General features: G+C 66.2%; 17 protein-coding genes. 14 read left to right on the top strand and 3 right to left on the bottom strand.

What is annotated here, in order from left to right; translation table 11 throughout:
* The first annotated feature begins 312 nt into the window (after positions 1 to 312).
* The 11 genes from TsocGM_RS27755 to TsocGM_RS24305 all read left to right on the top strand — a co-directional run bounded on the left by TsocGM_RS27755 (position 313) and on the right by TsocGM_RS24305 (position 11,695).
* Positions 313 to 438 (top strand): hypothetical protein, encoded by a 126-nt coding sequence (locus TsocGM_RS27755; RefSeq protein WP_261341653.1) that lies wholly within the window; start codon positions 313 to 315, stop codon positions 436 to 438.
* Positions 439 to 1,359: 921 nt separating this feature from the next.
* A complete protein-coding gene (locus TsocGM_RS24260) occupies positions 1,360 to 1,554 on the top strand; it encodes a hypothetical protein (protein WP_126728054.1) in 195 nt (64 codons plus the stop codon).
* A gap of 520 nt (positions 1,555 to 2,074) precedes the next feature.
* On the top strand, positions 2,075 to 2,887 hold the full coding sequence (locus TsocGM_RS24265) for an RNA polymerase sigma factor (protein WP_126728055.1): 813 nt from the start codon (positions 2,075 to 2,077) through the stop codon (positions 2,885 to 2,887).
* The gene (locus TsocGM_RS24270) at positions 2,884 to 3,522 is read left to right on the top strand and encodes a hypothetical protein (protein WP_126728056.1); all 639 of its coding nucleotides are present in this window, start codon (positions 2,884 to 2,886) and stop codon (positions 3,520 to 3,522) included. Before TsocGM_RS24265 ends, TsocGM_RS24270 begins: the two co-directional genes overlap by 4 nt.
* Positions 3,519 to 6,896 carry an ATP-dependent helicase gene (locus TsocGM_RS24275; protein ID WP_126728057.1) on the top strand — a complete coding sequence of 1,126 codons (3,378 nt, stop codon included), beginning with the start codon at positions 3,519 to 3,521 and terminating at the stop codon, positions 6,894 to 6,896. The genes TsocGM_RS24270 and TsocGM_RS24275 overlap by 4 nt, the downstream gene beginning before the upstream one ends.
* Positions 6,897 to 7,068: 172 nt before the next feature.
* Positions 7,069 to 7,554 (top strand): hypothetical protein, encoded by a 486-nt coding sequence (locus tag TsocGM_RS24280; RefSeq protein WP_126728058.1) that lies wholly within the window; start codon positions 7,069 to 7,071, stop codon positions 7,552 to 7,554.
* Between the two features lie 3 nt (positions 7,555 to 7,557).
* Positions 7,558 to 8,046 carry a DUF7665 family protein gene (locus TsocGM_RS24285; RefSeq protein ID WP_199756897.1) on the top strand — a complete coding sequence of 163 codons (489 nt, stop codon included), beginning with the start codon at positions 7,558 to 7,560 and terminating at the stop codon, positions 8,044 to 8,046.
* Positions 8,039 to 8,524 (top strand): MPN domain-containing protein, encoded by a 486-nt coding sequence (locus TsocGM_RS24290; protein ID WP_126728059.1) that lies wholly within the window; start codon positions 8,039 to 8,041, stop codon positions 8,522 to 8,524. Before TsocGM_RS24285 ends, TsocGM_RS24290 begins: the two co-directional genes overlap by 8 nt.
* 50 nt (positions 8,525 to 8,574) lie before the next feature.
* Entirely contained in the window at positions 8,575 to 9,909 is a 1,335-nt protein-coding gene (locus TsocGM_RS24295) for a thiamine biosynthesis protein ThiF (protein WP_158633744.1), read from the top strand.
* Positions 9,910 to 10,080: 171 nt separating this feature from the next.
* Positions 10,081 to 10,782 carry a TauD/TfdA family dioxygenase gene (locus tag TsocGM_RS24300; protein ID WP_126728061.1) on the top strand — a complete coding sequence of 234 codons (702 nt, stop codon included), beginning with the start codon at positions 10,081 to 10,083 and terminating at the stop codon, positions 10,780 to 10,782.
* Positions 10,766 to 11,695, top strand: coding sequence for a hypothetical protein (locus TsocGM_RS24305; protein ID WP_126728062.1), 930 nt, complete (start codon positions 10,766 to 10,768; stop codon positions 11,693 to 11,695). The genes TsocGM_RS24300 and TsocGM_RS24305 overlap by 17 nt, the downstream gene beginning before the upstream one ends.
* 17 nt (positions 11,696 to 11,712) lie before the next feature.
* Here TsocGM_RS24305 and TsocGM_RS24310 read toward each other — a convergent pair whose 3' ends face one another.
* Together TsocGM_RS24310 and TsocGM_RS24315 are read right to left on the bottom strand one after the other, a co-directional pair.
* Positions 11,713 to 12,567, bottom strand: coding sequence for a hypothetical protein (locus tag TsocGM_RS24310; RefSeq protein WP_126728063.1), 855 nt, complete (start codon positions 12,565 to 12,567; stop codon positions 11,713 to 11,715).
* On the bottom strand, positions 12,548 to 13,687 hold the full coding sequence (locus tag TsocGM_RS24315) for a hypothetical protein (RefSeq protein WP_126728064.1): 1,140 nt from the start codon (positions 13,685 to 13,687) through the stop codon (positions 12,548 to 12,550). The genes TsocGM_RS24310 and TsocGM_RS24315 overlap by 20 nt, the downstream gene beginning before the upstream one ends.
* Positions 13,688 to 14,378: 691 nt before the next feature.
* Here TsocGM_RS24315 and TsocGM_RS24320 point away from each other — a divergent pair.
* The 3 genes from TsocGM_RS24320 (at position 14,379) to TsocGM_RS24330 (ending at position 21,522) form a co-directional block, all read left to right on the top strand.
* Positions 14,379 to 15,359, top strand: a complete 981-nt coding sequence (locus TsocGM_RS24320; protein ID WP_126728065.1) for an AAA family ATPase — start codon at positions 14,379 to 14,381, stop codon at positions 15,357 to 15,359.
* 118 nt (positions 15,360 to 15,477) lie between these two features.
* Positions 15,478 to 17,841 carry a S8 family peptidase gene (locus tag TsocGM_RS24325; protein WP_158633746.1) on the top strand — a complete coding sequence of 788 codons (2,364 nt, stop codon included), beginning with the start codon at positions 15,478 to 15,480 and terminating at the stop codon, positions 17,839 to 17,841.
* Positions 17,842 to 18,015: 174 nt separating this feature from the next.
* Positions 18,016 to 21,522: a class I SAM-dependent DNA methyltransferase gene (locus TsocGM_RS24330; protein ID WP_126728067.1), complete on the top strand. Its 3,507-nt coding sequence runs from the start codon at positions 18,016 to 18,018 to the stop codon at positions 21,520 to 21,522.
* 49 nt (positions 21,523 to 21,571) lie between these two features.
* On the opposite strand, the gene TsocGM_RS27760 is transcribed toward TsocGM_RS24330, so the two are convergent.
* The gene (locus TsocGM_RS27760; protein WP_261341654.1) at positions 21,572 to 21,700 is read right to left on the bottom strand and encodes a hypothetical protein; all 129 of its coding nucleotides are present in this window, start codon (positions 21,698 to 21,700) and stop codon (positions 21,572 to 21,574) included.
* Between the last annotated feature and the right edge of the window lie 324 nt (positions 21,701 to 22,024).

The following is a 22,024-nucleotide window of genomic DNA, read 5'->3' on the forward strand; positions in this document are numbered from 1 at the left end:
AGATCGCGCGGCGACTGGGGATCGGCCGGACGTCGGTCCGCCGCATCCTGGCCGCCGGCTGACGGCCAGGGCCGCCCTGCGCTCGGGCCGCGCGGGCGTCAAGGATGGTCTTCACCGGACGGATACCTCCGGCTCAAGGCCGAGCGGGTGAGCCACGCGGAGATCGCGCGGCGACTGGGGATCGGCCGGACGTCGGTCCGCCGCATCCTGGCCGCCGGCTGACGGCCAGGGCCGCCCTGCGCTCGGGCCGCGCGGGCGTCAAGGATGGTCTTCACCGGACGGATACTGCCCGGGCACTCCGATCACGAGGGGATGGGCCCCGGTCACGCCTCCCATCCCGCCTCGCCGGTCCACCCGACCGTCTCGATGACCCCCGCGGCGCTCCTGACGACGGGACTCGTCATCATCTCGGTTGCCGCCTGCGTGCTGCTGGCCTGAACCGAGCCGGATTCGGGGCCTGGGGACCGATCGGTGTTCGTGCGATCGCGTACCGATCCACCTGTGAGATCGTTGGGAGCGGGGTCGCGCCGCGGTTGCCTCCTTGACCGGCCGTCGCGCGAGGATCGTCGCATCGGCGAACCTTCCTTGCCGGCCGATCCCGGGCCAAACCGAACCGAAACCTCGACCCTCTGCGCGAGCCGGTTGATCCCGCGTCGATCAGCGCGGAAGCCGACTCCAAACGTTCGTGCCTCGCGGCTTGCCTCTTGACGCTCTCCTCCAGAACGCTCCTCTGCTTCCTGAAGGCGATCGCCGATCGTCGTCGGCGCCGACTTGGCTCGAGCGGCTGGGCCCGACGGATCCATCAGCTAACGCCTTGCCCGATTTTTTTCCTCAGACCGAGCATGGTCGGACTGATCCGAGCCGAATGGTGGTGCGTTGACAAACGCACGCGACCCGCCACCATCAAGCCCGAACTCATTGCGAATGCTGGGCTTGGACGGTTTGGGGCGGGTCGAGCCGGACGCGGAGGGAAGTACACCCGACAGGATTCGAACCTGTAACCTTCGGTTCCGTAGACCGGGGCGACGATCGCCGAACTACATTACGGCAGAACAACTTGCGGCGGGGCGCAGCTCCTGGTTGCAGGCCGGGTTGCAGGGACAACTGCTCCTCGTTGACGTCGGATGTCGCGAACGGAGCCCCGGGCGATGCGGGCCTCGGCCGGCTCGCAGCGATGTGGCCGATGCTGCCGCCTCACGTGCGACAAGCAATCCTTACCCTCGCGGCGGCCTCGATGCCTAGATGAGCTCCGCGTCGAAGAGAGCTACCTGTTTCGATCGATCCGCTCTACTCGGAACTCAGAGCCGGAGGGCGGCGAGAATTGCAGCCGCGTCCTGCTGGCCACAAGTCGTTCACCGGATGCAGATCCGGATCGCCGAGGTGGTCGTGGCAGCACATGGGCAGCTCGGGGACGACGTGGTGCGGCGCGAGTTGACCGAAGTCGACACCGACCTCACCCGAGTGATCGCCGCCTGGCCGACCTTGCCCGGGCACCTCAGACGGGCGATCCTGACGCTCGTCGACCCTGACCGGTCGATCGAAGGAGGCGATTAAGGTCGAATTTGCGCACCAAACCTCTCGGAAATAGACCCTAATCGCCTATTCCTCTCAGAGCGAGCTCGAGCCTCAAATTGAACACGGCCGCCCGCATATACTCGCCGAACACCGCGGGGAGCAGCGGGTGGAGCGGCCCGACTGGGGCCGCCGAGCTGCGAATCCGTCTTGACGAATTCTCGGCGAGGGCCAGGGCGGGGCGCAGGCCGGCCCACATCCCACTGGAGCATCGGACGCCGAAATCAGGCAACCAGTTCAGCCTCGCTTTGATTCGTGTTCCCCTGCTATGCTGCTGGCCAACACGCATGCCGTATTCGATTATAGCAGGAGGAAGAGATCGGGGCACCCCGATGGCATCGACTTCTGTCTTCTTCGGTGTATCGAGGGCCTCCCTCGCTGAGAGGACGCGCCGAAATACGCGCCTCCTCGAGCGTCCCAAAAAATTTCCGAAATGAGTTCCGGTGTCGGATTCCAGCCGGTTGAGAGGGATATGAGCCGATCGAAAAGCTCCGCAAAACCGATGGACCTGCCCGAGGTGTCGGTTGCGCCGTTGACGCAGGCCCGCCTCGACGGCACGCCTTATCGACGGCGGGCCGATGTCGAGGCCCAGATCCGTCGCGCGCTCGCCGACGATCCATCGGGATGGCCTGCCGCAGCCACCGCAGCCGTCGACTCGGGGACACGTCTCAGCAGCGAGGCCCTCATCCATCTCATCCGGATCCTCCGATCCCGCGGCGAGCGGACCGTTTTCGGTCAGCTCGTGCAGGAGGTCGGGAAGCGTATTGCCGGCATCGCCAAATCCTCTGCGAAGGGGTTCGACCGGACGACGACCGAGGAGATCGTCCTGAAGGTCGGTGTAGACGTGGTCGAGCTGATTCTCGCCGAGACGCCGACTCGGCAGAGCGAATTCCTTGAAGTGGCCTTCAGGCTGGCGGTGGAGCGACGGTTCCTGAACGAGGTTGAGAGCCGGAAGGAAGATCCCCGGCCGCATCAGTTCGCGGCTCCGACGCCCGACGGCGCGTGGTCGAGCGGGGGCAGCTCCCACCCGGCCGAGAGCGTGCCGGATGATGGGCCGAGCCCGGAAGAGTCGGCGATCGAAGCGGAGGAGCGCCGTCTCGCCCCTGAGGTTCTGCGCAGATGCCTGAACGCGATCAGCGATCCCAGGCACCGCGAGGCCGTGATCCTCCACCACCTGCGGGGCTGGCCGATCACAGACAAGGATCCGAGCAAACCGAGCCTCTGCAGTCACTTCGAGTTGTCCGACCGCCAGATTCGGAAGTGGATGGAGCGATCGTTCACCCAGATGCGCGGAGCCATGGGAGATGAGACATGACCGACAACCAGCAGATCCACCTCGAAGACATCCTCGACGAGCTGATGCTCGAAGAGTCGGAACCGAGTCATGAGGCCTTGACGAAGTGGTGTGCCCGCTATCCCCAGCATCGCGACGCGCTGGTCCGATTCTTCGCCACCTGGGCTGTTCAATGCGAGCTGCCCGAGCAGACCCAGATCGATGAGGGGCGCATCGGCAACCTCCTCGTGAGTCACGCGCTGAATGTCCTCCACCGGCAGGAATCCGCCGCGGCGCCTGATCCTCATGCCGCTGCAGCACCCCGGCTGTGCGAGGCTATCGCCTCAAGCGGCCTCTCCGAGGAGGAGTTCGGACGTCAGTGCAGCCTGGACGATTCGATCATCGGGAAACTCAATCGCCGGATGATCAGGCCGGCGAGCATCCCGAGCGGCTGCTTCGAGCGCATCGCCGGGGCCCTCGGCCGTGCCGTGGAATTCGTCCATGCCATGCTGTCTGGGGAACCCGTACGGCTGGGAAGCTACAAGGCTCGAGGACGACCCGAGGCGACGGTTGAGGAATTCCTCGAAGCTGTCCGAGCCTCGGACCTGTCGGAGGACGCCAAGTCCGAGTGGATCCGGATTGTCGACGCCGAGAGGGGCGGCGAGGAAGCTGAATGAGCGCGTGGAGCGAAGTACGACGGTTGGCACGGCTTCGCCACGCGGAACTCGCGCCCTCCACCGATGACTTGGTGCCGGCGACTGTGCTGCTGGACGCCGCCGAGGCGCTTACGGGAGTGAGGCGGTGCCCTCGACCGCCGGGTGATGCACTCCTGGACGGCGCAGAGGCCTCCTACGACCGGGAGCGGCTTCGGATCTATTATTCCCGCGAGATCGAGCCGGCGCTGGCGAACTTCTACGTGGCACACGAGTTCGGCCACCATTGGCTCGATGGTGCCGGTGCGTCGTGCGGTTCGCTCGACCTCGACGTCGCAACTCCGGCGGAGCCTGAGACGTCGCTCGTCGGCGATGCCGATCCCTACAATCCGAAGGAACGCACCGAGGCGCAGGCGAACCTCTTCGCGCGGGAACTCCTCCTGCCGCGCGACAAGCTCCGCCGTCGCTGCTCAGACGGTACGCACGACGCCGCGATGATCGCCTCCGAGTTGAAGGTGCCCGTCGACCTCGTGATGCATCAGATGGCGGATGCGCTGCTTCTCCCCGCGGACGTGCCCGAGGAGGATGTCGACCTCGAGGAACGTCCCCCGGATGAGAGCCAGCGGGAGGCGATCCGGGCCCCGCGCGGGCCGAGGCAGGTGCGCGCCGGCCCGGGATCTGGGAAGACGAGGACGCTCGTCGGACGTGTCGTCCACCTCCTCGCCAGCGGCGAGGAGCCGTCCTCGATCCTCGCGCTCACATACTCCAATGCCTCGGCCCAGGACCTGGCCGCACGAATCCGAGCCGCGATCGGCCCGGTCGCCACGGCCGTCTGGTCGGGCACGTTCCACGCCTACGGCCGGGAACTGCTCCGCAAGTATGGGGAGGCGATCGGGCTCCCGCTGGAGCCGACGCTGCTCGACCGCACCGACAGCCTGATGCTCTTGGAGGAACTGCTGCCAGAGCTGCAGCTCGATCACTATCTCGATCTGCGCGATCCCGTGCTCAAGCTCCGTGCCATATTCGGCGCGATCTGTCGCGCGAAGGACGAGCTCGCCTCGCCCGAGGACTACATGCGTCATGCCGCCGCGGCGCGGGCCGGGGCCGGCGACCCAAAGGAGCTGGAGGCGGCGGATCGGGCGATCGAGGTTGCGCGCGTCTATGCCGTCTACGAACAGGCACTTCGTTCGCGGGGACTCGTCGACTTCGGCGACCTCGTCGCACGATCGGTCGAGCTCCTGCGCGCCCACCCGTCGATCCGGGAGGAGTTGCGCGCGGCGAAGCGTCATATCCTGGTCGACGAGTACCAGGATATGAACCGAGCGAGCGGGCTCCTGCTGAAGGAGCTGGTCGAACCGGGCGGTGGGCCATGGGTCGTGGGGGACGTGCGGCAGGCCATCTACCGCTTCCGGGGAGCGTCACCCCTGAACATGTCTCGCTTCGGCGCCGAATTTCCGGGCGCTTGCACGACGGACCTCTCGGTCAGTTATCGTTCGGGCGGCAAGATCGTCCGGACCTTCGAAGCGTTCGGCCGCAAGATGTCGACGGCACGGCTTTCGTCCCAGGGACCACTGGCCGCGCAGCGCGGGGAAGAGGCCGGGGAGGTGATCTACGAAATCGCCTCGACGCGCGAGGCCGAGGCCTTCGGGATCGCCAACGCGATCCTCGCCCGCGTCGCCGCCGGGGACCGCTTCGGTAATCACGCTATCCTCGGCCGGACGCACACGATCCTGGCCCGTGTCGCAGCTCACCTCGAGCGGTCCGGCGTCCCATGCCTCTATTTCGGCGACTTCTTCGAGCGGCCGGAGATCCGTGATCTCCTGGCCCTCATATCACTCGCCTCCGAGCCGAGGGGCGTGGGGCTTCTACGCGTGGCCCAGATGCCGCAGTATGCCATCCCCCCGGACGACATCGTGGCGGTCTTCGCCTGGCGTCGGGCGCAGCATGTCGTCATGCTCGCCGCGCTCCGCAGGTACGCCGAGATCGACGGAATCAGCGACATTGGGCGAGCCGGGCTCGGCCGCATCGCCGATGATCTGGACGGCGTCGATTGGCCGATGACGCCCCACCGCTTCCTGATGCATTACCTGTTCCGTCGAGGCACACACCTCGCGCTCCTGCTCGAGGAGGCGAGTGTCGCCGGCCAGCAGCGGCGGCTCGCGGTGTATCAGCTGCTGCAGTTCGCGTTCTCCTTCAAGCCGCCCCCGGGCACTGATCCCAAGAGGTCGTTCCTTGAGCACGTGCGCCGGCTGGAGATCCTCGATGAGGAGAAGCAGCTCCGGCAGGTGCCGGCCGGCGCCGCGGGGATCGATGCGGTCCGCCTGATGACGATCCACGCGAGCAAGGGGCTGGAGTTCCCGAATGTCTACATCCCTTCGCTGACCGCTCGGCACTTCCCGTCGCCCGGCCGGCCAGAGGAGTGTCCGCTGCCTGCCGGCCTGATCGATCCAGACTCATTAATGAGTCGCGACGCGGAAGAGGAAAGCCTCTTCTTCGTCGCATTGTCGCGGGCCTGCGACACGCTCTATCTGTCCCGGGCCCTCACCAACGGTGGGGCCAGCACGAAGAACCCATCACGCTACATGGCACATATCGCCGCGCATCTGACCAAGGCGCTCGACGGGCCGGTCGCCTGGGTGGAGGAGGGCGCTGCGGAGCCGGCCTGGCCGACGCTCGTCGCTCGCCCGATCGACGGGGAGTGGTCGTATCGGGCGATCGAGACCTATCTCGAGTGCCCCAGGCGCTACTATTATGAATTCGCGCTAGAGCTGTCGGGCGGCGAAGAGTCTTCGCCTTATCTCAAGTTCCAATCCGCGTTGCACGCGACTCTCTCCTGGATGCGCGAGACGACGACGGCGGAGGAGAGGTGCGACGGGCTCGGGGATCGTTTCCGGGAGGACTGGGCCCGTTTCGGGCCGCAGGGCGACGCGTTCGAGCGGCTCTACCGCCAGGCGGCGGAACGGATGCTCAAAAATGCGCTCGACGTTATGGGGGGCGCGGGCCTGGCAACTGAACGCCGCGCCACGCTGCCGTCTTCGGGGGCTGTTATCCGCTGTAGGGCCGATCATATCGAAGCCTCGGCGAGAGAGATCGTGATCCGCCGGCTGAAGGCCAGTCGACTTGCCAAGAAGGAGAAGGCGAAGCCGCGGTACGCCCTCTGGCTGTTGGCGGTGCAATGCGACCATCCGGGATGCAACATCAGCTTCGAGCATGTGTCCCTGGTGAACCGTGAGCGCCAAATCGTCGCTGCCAAACCCCAAAGTCTGCAGGAGCAGTTGAGCGCGATCGAGGCCGCGATCGAAGCCATCTCCGCGGGCCGGTTCGACCCCCGGCCGACTTCATTCTGCCCGACCTGCCCCTACTATTTCGTCTGCCCGACGCACGGCCGAGTCCACTGACTCAGCCGCCTTCGGCGGCCGAACACCGGCGGTCGAGACCGCGCGATAGCCGGCTCCTAACTGCCATCCCCAACTCCACTTGGGCGCGGAGTTCCGGTCTGACTTCCTGTCCGGTTGAAGAGGGGTAGAGGAGTTCATCCTCCCTCGACAACTAGAATGAAGGAAGCGAGACATGCCTAAGATCGAATTATTTCTCCAGGCCGAAGGCAGCCGTCGCATCGAACTGATCGAGCTCGATGCCGAGGCCCCGGTCCGCGAGATCATCGCAAGTTCTGGGCTCCGAGACGAGCTCCGGGAGCGGGCGAACGTATTCGGTCCCGACGGAGAAGCACCGCTCGACCCAGATGCGACTCTTTGCGCCGTCGGGGTCGGCCACCGCGACCGCATCCATGTGAACCGCTGCCGCCAAGTCGCGGTGACCATCCACTTCAACGACATCACCGAGGAGATCCGCTTCCCGCCGTCGGCCACGGTGGACCGGGTGAAGCGCCGATTCGTCCAGAAGATTCGCATGTCAGACGTCGACGCCACGGAGCATGTCCTCCAACTCTGCTCGAGCGACGATCGACCGGAGCCGGACAACCAGATCGGCTCCCTCGTCTCCGGCTGCTGCACCCTGTGCTTCAACCTCGTCCCCATCAAGCGGATCGAGGGTTGAGCCATGGAAGCAGCGGCCATGTTGCCCGACGAGCGGGCCTTCCGCGCCGACGTCTCCTCGGGCGCCTTCCTGCTCGGCGAATGCCAGCATCGATGGAAGCTCGGCCCGGTCGACTGGCCATCCGCTCTCATCGCGGTCACCGCCGCGGCCCGACCCGGTGCCCCCGACGAATGGTGGTTTCGCTTCGACTGCTCCGGCTACCCCCAGCAGGCGCCCACGGCGCGCCCCTGGGACCCGGAGCCCAACCAGCCGCTCCCGTTCACCCGCTGGCCGGCTGGCCGGTCGCGCGTCCCGGCCGTGTTCCGCCCGGACTGGAAGGGCGGGAGCTGCCTCTATCTCCCCTGCGATCGGATCAGCGCAGCAGGACACCCCAACTGGCGAGTCGACCATCCGGCCTTGGCGTGGTCGCCGGCGCGCGGCATCACCCTGTACCTGGAGGAACTCCACGCGCTGCTCAACTCGAGCGACTACACCGGAGTCCGTAATGGCTGATTCGACCCTACGATTCTCGCGTTGCCTGTGGCTCGGCTGCATGGAGGAGCTCCGGCGCCGAGGGGCAGGGACTCACGAGAGCGGATGCTTCGTACTCGGCACCTCCCAGGGGAGGAGGCGGCGTGCGGTCCGCTGCGTCTACTACGACGAACTCGACCCCCGCGCCTATGCGAGCGGGGTCTGCGTCCTCGACGGGACGGCCTTCCCGAAGCTGTGGGAGATCTGCCGGCTCGAGGGGCTCTCGGTCTTGGCCGACATCCATACACACCCGGGAGCCGCCTTCCAGAGCGAGGCAGATCGGCGCAATCCGATGATCGCCCGGTCCGGACACCTGGCGGTGATTGTGCCGCACTTTGCGGACGGCCCGATCTGGCGACACAGACTCGGGCTCTTCCGCTACGTCGGCGACCACCGCTGGACGGACCTCAGCGGCTGGCGGGCCCGGTCCATCCTCAAAGTCAGCTGGAGTTTCCGATGATCACGTTGGATCGAGGGCACGGAGCGGCGGTCGATGTAGACGCCGATTCCGTGAGCCGCGTGGTGAAGATGGCGCTCGACACGGGCGAGTCGCCGACGGTGGCGGCAGGATATGAGCTGTTCCGCTCCTATCGCCTCTCGGTAGCGGTTGGGCCAGAGGTCGCCAGCTCTCCGGCCCACCAGGCTTGCCTGCTGACCATCGTCAATATAGCACGCAGGGCGCTTCTTGGCGGGGTCGAGGTGGTCGGGCAGCTCGATGTTCCCCTACTGATCCCATTCCCCGGTTGCAGCCGGCTGTCCGAGGCGGTCGACTTGCTGGCGGGGCGACCGGCCCGGGAGGTGCGGCCCGGTGTGCCGAACTTGATCCTCGGCGATGCCGAAGATGCGGCTGGCCGCGGCTCGCCGTCGCTCGTCGTCACGTTCGAAGACTGGCGCGGGGGCGTCATACCCGCATCGGAAGGTCGTCGCCTCGGGGAAACCACGGCGATCATCCCCGCCGCCGTCCTCGCCGGCGCGATCGCGGTCTCCGAGGCCTTCCAGCACTTGCGCGGCAACCCCATGGCCGGGCGTCGATCGGTAGGCCTTTCGCTCTGGTCGCCCGAACACCGCGATTGGGAGGATGCCCCGGCCGGGCCCGTCTCGATCGTGTTGCCTTCCCGACTCTGGCTGATCGGGCTTGGGCACCTCGGTCAGGCCTACCTCTGGACGCTCGGCCTGCTGCCGTACAGGTCTCCGGACGACGTCGAACTCGTGCTGCAGGACTTCGACCGGCTCACGCCGGCCAACGACAGCACCTCGCTGCTGACAGATTCGAGTTCGATCGGCCAGCCGAAGACGCGTGCGATGGCGCGATGGGCCGAAGATCGCGGCTTCCGCACCCGTCTCGTCGAGCGCGTCTTCCCGGGCGGTGTCGCGATCGCCGACGACGAGCCGCGCCTTGCGCTCGGGGGGGTGGACAACCCGCAGGCCCGAGCCGCCTACGAGGATGCCGGCTTCGATTGCATCATCGAGGCGGGGCTCGGCGCCGGTCCGACGGAATACCTCGCGCTGCGGCTTCACTCCTTCCCCGCCTCGACCACGGCCAGGGCGAAGTGGGGAGATGCGACTGCCTCGGCTTCAGTGCCCCATCCGCGTGCCAGGGCCTATGACAACCTGGCCGCGTCAGGCATGGATGAATGTGGCCTCGTCCGGCTTGCCTCCCGGACGGTCGGGGCGCCCTTCGTCGGGGCGGCGGCGGCCACCCTCGTCATCGCCGAGGTGCTGCGGAGGCTCAACGGCGGCCCGAGCATCGAGGTCATCGACATGACGCTTCGGGATCCGGCCGCGAGGTCGATCGTCCTCGCTTCGCATGCCGCTAGCCGATTCAATCCGGGCTACACGGTGTGATCGCGAGCGCATCGTGGCGATCACGCGTTGGCTTGCCGCTCCTGCTCGGTGTGTTAGGCTCGGGCGAAAACGAGGATGTTCGACCTGGGTAGCCACGTGATCAGCCCGTGGGCCCGCCGCGAATGACATAGGAGCGAGGTCGAACTTCGAACCGAGAGACGCTGAACGCAAATGGAAATAGCGCTTCCCGACCAGCAGGCGATCAGGGCGGCCCTTTGCACTCGCGGGTTCTTCTCATCCTCGCTTGCCACGGTTTCCGACGTCGCGACTCTCGAGACCATCGCGGGGTCGATTGGGAGGATCCTCCCCTCGAGGCGGCAAACCGGCACTGCCGAGGTCCTCACATCAGTTGCGGCCGACGAGGCCCGGCCGAACTCGCTGAGTTCTCGCCATGGCTTGGGAGCCTTCCCGCTGCACACCGACGAAGCCACGGCGACTTGCCCCCCGCGCTATCTGCTCCTCTTCAACCTTGAGGACGGGCACCTCGCGGACACGCTCCTGCTCGACGTGAAGGAGACGATTGCTCGGATGTCGGAGCCCATCGCCCAGGAACTGTTCGAAGCGAAGTTCGCCTTCAGGAACGGCCGCAGGAGCTTCCTCGCACCGATCGTGGACCGGATCGGGCGGTTCGCAAGGTTCGATCCCAACATCATGCAGCCTACCGGCCGGCGCGCCGAGCGACTGCTCGCAGAGTTCAGCGAGGCGCTGTCGGAAACCAAGGTCCAACCCATCAGATGGTCGACCGGCCAATATCTGGTGATCGACAATCATCGCATGCTCCACGGCCGATCGCCGCTGCTCCAGGCGGGCCGCTCGACGCGGAGGAAGCTGCTTCGCCTTCAGATGGAGAGTGGCGATGCCCCATCCCTTTGACTTCGATCCGCTCTGGTCCAAGGCCCAGCTGTTCATGGAGCGGGGGCTCGAGGCCCGCGCCGCTGGACGCGAGGACGAGTGGCCGCTCTGGGCGTCGCTGGCCGCCGAGCTGCTCGGCAAAGCCGCCCTGGCGAAGCGCCACCCGGTGCTCGTCGCTCATCCCGGCGACGAGCACCAGGCCATGTCGCTGCTATCTGCCGCCGGGGTTGCCGTCGCAGACGACGGGCAAGGGCTCCAGTCGATCCCGATGAAGACGGTGGTCTCCCGATTGGGGAAGGCGATCCCTGCCGAATTCGATGATCGGATCCAGAAGGACCTGAAGTTCATCGCCGGCCTCAGGAACGAGGAGCTCCACTCCGGCGCTCTTCCGTACACGGGCCTCAAGGAGAGCAGCTGGGCGCCCGGATTCTGGCGGGCGATTGACATCCTCCTGCGCGACATCGGCAAATCGGTCGATGACTTTGTCGGCCCGGAGATCGGCAGCGTCGTCAACGACTTCATCGAGTCGACCAAGAAGGAGATCGCCGCCGAAGTCCACAGACGAACAGGCCTCGCGTCGCATGCCTGGGCCAAGAAGGCCGAAGCCCACGGGGATGAAGAGAAGCTGCGTGCCTCGAACCGAGCGCAGGCCTGGCTCACGCCTCGCAAGCCCAACATTACCCTTCATGACTGTCCGGTCTGCTGCTGTTCGGGGGAGCTCACACGCGGCTGGGCGATCCTGAGCGAGTCCCGGCGGATCCTCCAGGACCGCGTGGTCTACGATCACCGCTACCGCGCCGAGCGATTCCGCTGCTCCGGCTGCGAGCTGGAGCTGGAAGGAACCGCGCAGCTCGCGAAGGCACACTTGCCGGTAGACGTTGCGGTCACGGATGATTTCAGCCAGGAATGGGAGCCCGACTACGGAAACGATTGATCGCCTGGCCGTCCCTCTCATATCTCGAATACCTCGCTCAGGACGGCCACGAATTCGTCGAGCTGGAACTCGGGCCTCCACAGGGGATGCTCCCGGAGGCGGAGGATCCCAAGCGCTGTCGGATCGGAGAAGTGCTCGCCGACGACGCCCCGGACGTCTGCGATCCGTGGATCTTCTCGATGCCTCCGCCCGAGGTCGAGGGCCGCTTCGTACTCCTCCTCGGTCATCATGCCTACGATGTTGTACAGGTCCAGGGCATGGTGGCGGCCCGCATCCTTACGCGGGTCGTCCTTCCGGTCCCGGAACGCGCAGAGCTTCATCATCAGGTACGGGAACGCCTGCGGCACGAACACCTCGCCCGAGTAGGCTTCGCCCCCGATCCGGCAACCCTCGAGCCGGATGCCGATCGGCCGGCGTTCGAGACCGATCGCCTCCTCGACGCAGTGGGCATGAAGCTTGACGTCGCCCTTCGGCCGGGCGCGCGGCGACTTGACGCGTAGGGCCTCCCGGTATTGCCCCAGGGGGCCGACCAGCAAATCGATCTTGACCTCCTGCATGACGGGACCGATTTCGACCTGACGGCGCCACTGGAGATACCTGGCCTCCGGGACCGGCTCGTAGCCCAGTCGAGCGATCGCCGCGGCTAACTGCTCCGTGCGCCCGACGTCGGCCAGGACCTCGGCCCGGAGGAACAGATCCAAGTCATTCGTGGATCGGGTCTCCGGCAGCCGGTCGAGGAGCGTGCGCAGCCCGAGCTGCTCGATGTGCCTCCTCTTGAGATACAGGCCATATCCCCCGCCGACGGTGAGCGGGACGGCGGCGTCGCGCAGCTCATAGACGAGGTCCAGGAGGCTACTCGCCAGCGGATCCATCGCGCCCCTCCGCTCCCCGGTCCAGCGGGAGTTCGTCCATGATCAGGCGGCGAACCTGCTCCGCGGTCTCGCGATCGCGCTTATCCCCCGCCGCGAGTTCCAGATAGGCCTGGATGGGGGAGGCGAGCAGGCCCGGACGAACGTCGAAATACACGAAGTCGTCCGCGGTCTCGAACAGCCGCAGGTTCGCAAACCGCTCGGTCTGGCGCACGGCGTCCCCGAGGTGGTCGAGCAGGCCCGGGAGGTCGCTGCAGTAGAATTCCTGCCGTTCCTCCCGTGCCATCGCCGCGTACGCCCGCACCGAACCGGCCCCCGTGCCGACGACGCGCCGTCCTGCATCAACCCGCCATCCCTCGAGCGCAGACCGCAACTCCTCCTCGGTGAGGGACGTCTTGCCCGTGAATTCGCGGCGCACGTTCGGCGGCCGGTAGTTCTCCTCGAGCAGATCAAGGAGCTTGTCCGGCTGGAGCAGGCGAATCCGACGCAGGCGCCAGGAACGGCCCGGGGTCCGCTCGACGATCAGGTCGGCCTCCAGGCCGGAGAGAGCCTTGGAGATCGTCGACAACTCGAGGATCCCCCCGCGGCGGGCCAGCTCGGCGTGGAGGATGCCGACCGCCTCGTACTCGGGGCGTAGGAGCAGCATCCTGCCGACGAGGGAGCTGTTACGCCGGTAGACGTTCTTGATGAGCCGCTCGTCGCGGAACCGATTCGGCGCGCCGGTCCTGTACACGAAGAGTTCGCCCGGGACCTGTACGACGCCGTTGCCGCAGAGGTCGATCCCGCTCGCCCCGCGGGCCCGAATCTCTTCAAGCCGGGCCGGGGGGAGGTACGGGACGAGGACCAGCGGGCTTAACTCCAGCCCGAGGGCCGCTCGCTCGGCCTGGTCGAGCGCGGCCGCAAGCTCCTTCGGCTCCGATGTGCCCTTGCACTCGACCGCAAACCGGAATTCGCGGCCGTCCCAGCGGATAGCGACCACGGCATCGGCCCGGACACCCCCGGCCGTCCCTCGGCCAGACGGCTCCCGTTCCAAGACGGCGACATCCACGGGCGGTAGGATGACCTCGCCAGAGGCGAGCGCGGCCATCATGGCCGCCTCTGATGGTGGTTTTTCTGCCTTCACCGGTATCCCTCGTCATCGGACGCCCTGAGTCGGAGCGGCCGGTCATTTTCCTATTATGCCTCATTTTCCCAGAGGGGAAAATGATATTTACTCGGAAAATGAGATCGCTTCGGGAGTGGACGTCCTCCGGGTTAGCGGCTCGGCCTGGCGGCTCCCTCGAGGGAAACAGCGTAACTCATTCCCGCCAGGCTGAGCTCACCACCCAGGCGGCCGACTAGCTCAACATGCGCGCCCATTCCTGTTCCTGATCGAATAGCCAATGAGGGAGAGGGTTCCATCCCATAAACTCGGTACGGCGGATTCAACACGCGATCTACCGTCCGACGCGCGGTAGATGGCAGCACGCGGCGTGAGGCCATCTCGCCTCAAAAGCCCAGTCGTCAATTCCTCGACATGGCGAAGCCTTCCGACAGAAAACGGTCTACGATTGCTTGCATTTGCCTTTTCGGGTCGGCAAGAATCGCTCCTTCGACTATACGAGAGGCCGATGGAGGGCGGCTTCGCGACCAATGAAACTGTGTCGCGGGACTGGCGTCTTACTGGATGGGGGCTGCGTGCGGTGCCCGAAGGAGGGTGCTTCCAGCTTCGCCTCACTTTACTGCACAATAGTACAAAAAGTTGGTTGCCCTCCCGGCGTTACGCTGCTTTGGATAATCTGGGTAAAATGCCGTACTAGATCTCGAGGTGCCAGATGGCGACCGCAGAACAGCTCAAGGCCCTCCTCAGGAGCTACGCCGAGGGCGACGACGAGCGATTCATCGCCATCTCGATGCAGGTCGCCTCGCATGCCGCCCGAAAGGGTCAGGGCAAGTTCGCCCAGGAGCTGCGGGCCCTGATCGACCAGGCGAAGCTGCACCGGAGCACCTCCAAGCTCCAGAAGCCGGTGCCGATCGCGCGGGCGACCGGCGAGCTTGCGGGCCTCTTGTCGGCCACATACCCGAAGGTCTACCTCGGCGACATGGTCCTGCCCGGGGCGACGGCAGACCAGCTCGGCCGGGTCGCTCAGGAGTATCGGCAGCAGCACAAGCTCCGCGCGCACGGACTCTCGGCCCGCCGGAAGCTCTTGCTCGTCGGCCCGCCCGGCGCCGGCAAGACGATGACCGCCTCGGCCCTCGCCGGCGAGCTCAACATGCCGCTCCTGGCGGTCCAGCTCCACGGTGTGATCACCAAGTTCATGGGCGAGAGCGCGGCCAAACTCCGGCTCATCTTCGACGCGATGCATGAGACGCGGGGGGTCTATCTCTTCGACGAGTTCGACGCCATCGGCGGGGCGAGGGACCTGCCGAACGACGTCGGCGAGATGCGACGAATCCTGAATTCCTTCCTCCAGTTCTTGGAGCAGGACGATTCCGACAGTATCATCATTGCAGCCACAAACCACGAGAGCATGCTGGATTCGGCCCTGTTTCGCCGCTTCGACGACGTCGTCCGCTACGAACTCCCCTCGCCGGAATTGGCGAGACGCCTGATCGAGAACCGGCTGAGCGTCTTCGGTGTCCAGGAAATCAGGTGGAAGGATGTTCTCGACGCGGCGAATGGGCTAAGCTACGCGGAGCTGGCTCGTGCGTGCGATGACGCAGCACGTCGTGCAGTGCTGTCGGACAGCACGAGCATCACGACCGAGACGCTGCTCTCGGCCCTGAGCGAACGGCGAAGCATCAACAAGCTCTAGGTGCCCTCGGCGAGGAGAGGCCATGCCCCCCGCGGATAGATTTCGACATCTCAGGGTGGAGGGGCGGGCCAGGGCGGAGCGGTACACCACGCCGAACACGGGCGGAGGGGCCTTCCGGATGCCGCCGCGCGATCGCCAGGCGCACGGCGAGGGATTGCTCGATCAGCTCAACCAGGCCAATGCGGAGGAGCAGCAGCGGCGTGCCCGGGCCGCGGCAAACCCGGCCGGCATCGTCCTCGACTTCCTCAGCGCCCCCGAGTTCGAGCTGCAGCTCAAGAGCCTCGAGGCCGAAAAGCAGGGGATCGAGCTGCTCAACGTGACCACAGACGGCGACGTGACGCTCGCCACCGTCTTCATCCCCAACGGCAAGCTGGCCTACTTCTCTCGACGCTTCGAACGCTACCTCAACGAGGACACCAGGACGAACCGGCCGAAGCACCGGGCGCTCGTCGAGAGCATCTCCGGCGTGCGGCGTGCCGCGCTCCGTTCCTTCTGGACCGACAACGCCGACTTCCCGCCCGAGGACAGGCCGCTGGACTGGGAGGTCTGGCTCCGGACCACGCCCAGCGCCGAGGCGGCCCTCAACGTCTTCCGCGCCGAGGCGGAATCGCTGGGCCTGACCCTAGGCCGTCGCGTCATCCAGTTCCCCGACCGCCTCGTCCTCCTGGCCCACGGCACCGCCGCGCAGCTCGGCTCCTCGCTGCAGCTCCTCGACGTCGTCGCCGAGCTGCGACTCGCCAAGGAATGTCCCACGGACTTCCTCTCGCGGCACATGCAGCGCCCCGAGCAGGCGGAGTGGGCGCGGGAAGCGGCGGCCCGGGTCGTCGCTCCCCCGGCCGATGCCGTCGCCGTCTGCGTCCTGGATACCGGCGTCGATCTCGGGCAGCCGCTCCTCGCGCACGCCATCGACGAGGAGCACACCCTGACCTGCTTCCCGGAAGCGTCCCCGGCCGACCATGCCGGGCACGGCACCGAGATGGCCGGCCTGTCGCTCTACGGGGACCTGTCCCAGCTCCTGATGAGCACCGAGCGGGTCGCCCTCAGGCACCGGCTCGAGTCGGTGAAGATCCTGCCGCGCGCCGGCTCGAACCCGCCGGACCTGTATGGCGCCATCACCGCCGAGGCGGTCTACCGGATCGAGCAGGTGGAGCCCCACCGCCGGCGGGTCTTCTGCATGGCCGTCGCCGCGACGGACTCCCGCGACCGCGGCCAGCCCTCGTCGTGGTCCGGAGAGCTCGACCAGATCGCCTTCGGGGAGGATGCTTCTCCGAAGCGCCTCGTCTTCGTCTGCGCCGGGAACACCGATCAGAGTCAGCGCCACAACTATCCGGACTCCAACCATACCGACGGCATCCACGACCCCGGCCAGGCCTGGAACGCCATCACCGTGGGCGCGTTCACCGAACGGGTGCTGATCCGGTCCGAGGAGTTCGCCGCATATGAGCCGGTCGCTCCGTCGGGCGCGCTGAGCCCGAGCAGCACCACCTCGCTCGTCTGGCAGCAGAGCTGGCCCCTGAAGCCCGACATCGTGATGGAGGGCGGAAACAGCGCGGTGAGCCCGGCCCGCCACGGGGCAGACACCATCGAAGACCTCCAGCTCCTCTCGACCTCGAGGCTCGTCGCCGGGAAGCTCTTCGTCGCGACCGGCGACACGAGCGCCGCGACCGCGCTCGCGGCCCGCGTGGGCGCCGTCATCCAGGCGGAGTACCCGGAGTACTGGCCGGAGACGGTCCGGGCGCTGATGATCCATTCCGCCGAGTGGACCCCGGCGATGTTGGAGGAGTTCCCGCCGCCGACGAAGCAGGAGTGTCAGAGGCGGATGCGGTGCTACGGCTACGGGGTGCCGAGCCTGGACCGGGCCCTCTGGTGTGCCCGGAACGCGCTGTGCCTCGTCTCGCAGGCCGAGCTGTATCCTTATGAGCGCGACGAGGATGCGAGCCGGGTCAAGACCCGTGACATGCACCTCTACGACCTGCCCTGGCCCGTCGACGAGCTGCGCGAGCTCGGCGAGCAGGAAGTGACGATGCGGGTGACCCTGTCCTACTTCATCGAGCCGAGCCCCGGCCGGCGGGGGTGGAAGTACCGGCATCGCTACGCCTCGCACGGCCTGCGGTTCGACGTGAAGCGTCCGCTCGAGAGGGTCGATGACTTCCGCAAGCGCCTGAACAAGATGGCCCGGGACGAGGAGGAGGAGCTGGCGACCACCGAGGGGCAGGAGTGGACGCTGGGGCAGCAGCTCAGGAGCCGCGGCTCGATCCACTCCGACTGGTGGACCGGGACGGCGAGCGAGCTGGCCGATTGCGGCCACCTCGGGATCTATCCCATCACCGGCTGGTGGCGCGAGCGGCCCCAGTTCGAGCGCTACACGCGCCCCGTCCGATACGCGCTGATCGTGTCGATCCACACGCCGGCGCAGGACGTGGACCTCTACACCCCCGTGACCATCCAACTCGGCATCCCGACCACGATCTCCATCGAGTGAAGGCCCGAACGGCGCCCGTTACCAATCGCGCGCAGCCAGGGCGACTCGTCCTTCCTGGCGACGGATGGAGGGCGATACCGCCCCGGGGGCGGAGGACTCGCCGGTAGCACCTTGCCTCCATGGATGGCATAATCAGGCGGGCACGACGGTAGCAGAGAGAAAGGGAGCGGGCGCATGGCCGAGGGCCAACCCAGCCAGACATCGATCGAGGAGTTCATCAGGCGCTGGGAGTCTTCCGGCGCCGCCGAGCGGGCGAACTACCAGCTCTTCCTCTGCGACCTCTCCGACCAGCTCGGCGTGCCCAGGCCCGAGCCGTCGAAGGCCGACCCCTCCCAGAATCTCTATGTCTTCGAGCATCCGGTGCTCTTCGACGACGGCCTGGGGCACCAGACGACCAAGTTCATCGACCTCTACAAGCGCGAATGCTTCGTCCTGGAGGCCAAGCAGGGGAGCGACAAGGAGGCCTCGACCGACGCCTCGGGGCTGAAGGTCCCGAAGAAGGGCCGAAAGGGGACCGCCGTCCGGGGCACCCAGGGCTGGGACGACGCGATGCTCGCCGCGAAGGGGCAGGCGGAGCTCTACGCCCGGGCGCTGCCGATCGACGAGGGCTGGCCGCCGTTCCTGGTGATCGTCGACGTTGGGCACTCCATCGAGCTCTATGCCGACTTCTCCCGCACCGGCAAGACCTACGTCGCCTTCCCCGACGCCCGCAGCCATCGGATCCCGCTCCGTGACCTCGCCAAGGACGAGGTGAGGGAGCGGCTCCGGCTCGTCTGGACCGACCCGATCGCGCTCGACCCGAGCCGCAGGAGCGCGAAGGTCACCCGCGAGGTGGCGGTCAAGCTCGCCGAGGTGGCCAAGTCGCTCGAGCGCTCGGGCCATGCGGCCGACGCCGTCGCGAACTTCCTCATGCGCTGCCTCTTCACGATGTTCGCCGAGGACGTCGGCCTCCTGCCCAAGGAGAGCTTCACGAGGCTGCTCGAGGGCCGACGCGGGAAGCTCGACACGTTCTGCGGCATGATCAGCTCCCTCTGGCGGGCGATGGACAAGGGCGAGTTCTCGCCCATCCTCGAGCGGAAGCTGATGCGCTTCAACGGCCAGCTCTTCGCCAGCTCCGAGGCGCTCCCCGTCACGGAGGCGCAGCTTGATTTGCTGATCGAGGCGTCGAAGTCCGACTGGTCGGCCGTGGAGCCGGCGATCTTCGGGACGTTGCTCGAGCGGGCGCTCGATCCCGTCGAGCGCCACAAGCTGGGCGCCCACTACACCCCACGTGCCTACGTCGAGCGGCTGGTCTTGCCGACCATCGTCGAGCCGCTTCGCGAGGAGTGGGAGGCGGTGCAGGCCGCGGCGGTGACCCTCGCGAAGGCCGACAAGCTGGACGATGCCCGGGAGGAGGTGGGCGGCTTCCTGGACCGGCTCTGCAAGGTCACGGTGCTCGACCCCGCGTGCGGGAGCGGGAACTTCCTCTACGTGACCCTGGAGCACCTAAAGCGCCTCGAAGGCGAGGTGAGGGACGCGCTCCGCGGGTTTGGTGAGCGGCAGGAGGTCTTCGAGGGGATCGGCCTGACCGTCGACCCGCACCAGTTGCTCGGCATCGAGGTGAACCCGCGGGCTGCGGCGATCGCCGAGCTGGTGCTCTGGATCGGCTACCTGCAGTGGCACTTCCGCACCTTCGGGGCGCAGATGCCGGCCGAGCCGATCATCAAGGCGTTCCACAACATCGAATGCCGGGATGCGGTGCTCGCGTTCGACCGGATCGAGCCGGTCGTCGACGAGGCTGGGCAGCCCGTGAGCCGGTGGGATGGCCGGACGACGAAGAAGCACCCGGTGACAGGAGAGGACGTGCCGGACGAGAGTGCGCGCGTGCCGGTTTACCGCTACGTCAACCCCAGGAAGGCGGAGTGGCCGGAGGCGGATTTTGTTGTCGGCAACCCTCCGTTCATCGGCAACAAGAGGATGCGGATTGCTCTCGGAGACGGGTATGTCGAAGCACTCAGAGCAACGTGGCCAGAAGTGCCGGAGACCGTGGATTATGTGATGTATTGGTGGCACCAGGCCGCCAAGTTGATCCAGGTGCAGAAGCTCATTCGATTCGGGCTCATCACGACCAATTCCATAACACAATCTTCAAACCGGCAGGTGACGGAATCGGCTCTCGAAGCTGGGCTGGCGCTGGCCTTTGCCATCCCAGATCATCCGTGGGTAGACAGCCAAGATGGCGCTGCGGTCCGCGTAGCGATGACGGTTGGCTCGACATCACCATCATCCGGCGAGCTCCTCGTCATCATCGACGAGACTTATGGAAACGGCGATGCAGCCGAAGTGGTTTTTGCAGGGCACAAGGGCGAGATCCACGCGAACCTCCGTGTCGGTCCGAAAGTTTCCGCGGCAGAACGCATGCAATCAAATAGCGGAATTTCTTTTATGGGAGTCACGCTTGTCGGCCAAGGGTTTGTGGTTGATCCGGATGATTCATTAATCGTCGAAGAGCCGGGTTGCCTCCGTCGATATGTGGCGGGGAATGAACTGAACCGGAGACCCAGAAACAGATTTGTCATCGACTTGTTTGGAATGTCCGATTCGGAGGCGCAATCCAAGTATCCGGCTGCCTTCCAGCGTGTACTCAATCGGGTCAAGCCGGAGAGAGACGCCAAAGCACACTCAAAAGACGGGGCGGGCTACGCTAAGCTGTGGTGGCTCTTTGCGAAGCCGCGGAGCGAGATGAGGAAGGCGATGGTCGGGCTAAACCGATATATCGCTACTTGTCGCACGGCGAAGCACCGCATCTTTCTCTTTCTCCCGACAGACGCCCTGATCGAGAGTACGGTCATCGGGATCATGCTCGATGACGCGTTCCACTTGGGCGTTCTATCAAGCCGCCTGCATGTTATTTGGGCCTTGAGATCAGGGACAAGATTGGGGGTCGGCAACGACCCTCGCTACAACAACTCGATATGCTTCGAGACCTTTCCATTCCCGGACTGCTCCGATGGGCAGAGAACACGTATCCGAGAATTGGCTGAATCTCTCGATTCTCATCGCAAGCAGCAATTGGCCCGGCATCCTGAGCTGATCCTTACGGACGTCTACAACGTTCTCGAGAAGCTTCGCTCTGGCGAGCCGCTGACGGAGAAGGAGAAGGTGACCCACGAGCAAGGGCTCGTCTCCGTCCTCATGCGGATCCACAACGATCTCGACGCCGCCGTCTTCGAGACCTACGGCTGGCCGATCGATTTGAGCGATGAGGAGATCCTCGAACGCCTCGTCGCCCTGAACGCCGAACGAGCCGCCGAGGAAGCTCGGGGGATCGTCCGCTGGCTCCGGCCCGACTTCCAGAGGCCCGGAGCCGGGACGACAGCGACGCAAGAGACGCTGGGGATGGAAGTGCCGGAGGAGGAGGCCACGCCATTGGCGAAGATCAAGGCGAAAACCGCGTGGCCGAAGACCCTCGCGGAGCAGGCGCAGGCAGTACGCACTGCTCTGGTATTTCGACGCAGCCCCGCCGCGGCCGAAGAGCTGGCGAAGACATTCCATCGCGCCCGCGTCGAGCGTATCCATGAACTCCTCGAAACGCTCACCTCGCTGGGACAGGCTCGCATGCTGGATGACGGCCGGTTCGTCGCCCCACTCTCGGCGCGCGACGGCCGCACAGCGGAGCGGGCCCGCGCCACCGCATCCTGATCGCACAGGTCCGGCACGAGATCGACCACGTACCGGGTCAAGGTCAGAGTCACCGGCGAGTCCACCTGCGGATCTCCGATCGGAGTAGCAGCAGCGCCAGGTAGCAGGCGACGACCCGTGCCGCGACCGCGGGGTAGCCGACGATCAGGCACCCGAGGATCAGGAAGAGGGGCTCCATCCCACGACCGCTATCTGGCGCGTGACGGGGGATGATGTGCCCGAGGTGCCATTTCGGTGGCTCGTGGTCGATTGCGGCGCGGCGAACCGCCGCCGATCGCTGTGCCGGCTGTTCACTCTCCGATCAGGCCTCGAGCCGGATCGCCGTCCCGCAACGCCGACCGATTCTCACTCCGACATCCCTCTGCACCGCATGTCGGCTCTGTCGCAAAGAGAGCCGAAATGGGGGTGGGCCCGGTTGACAGTTTCGATGGAAGGGGAGGCACCTTCGTGGTGGACTGGGTCACAGCGACAATCGCCAGCACCCCGAAGGGCCCCCCCGATG

It is taken from the genome of Tautonia sociabilis (assembly GCF_003977685.1).
GTDB lineage: Bacteria > Planctomycetota > Planctomycetia > Isosphaerales > Isosphaeraceae > Tautonia > Tautonia sociabilis.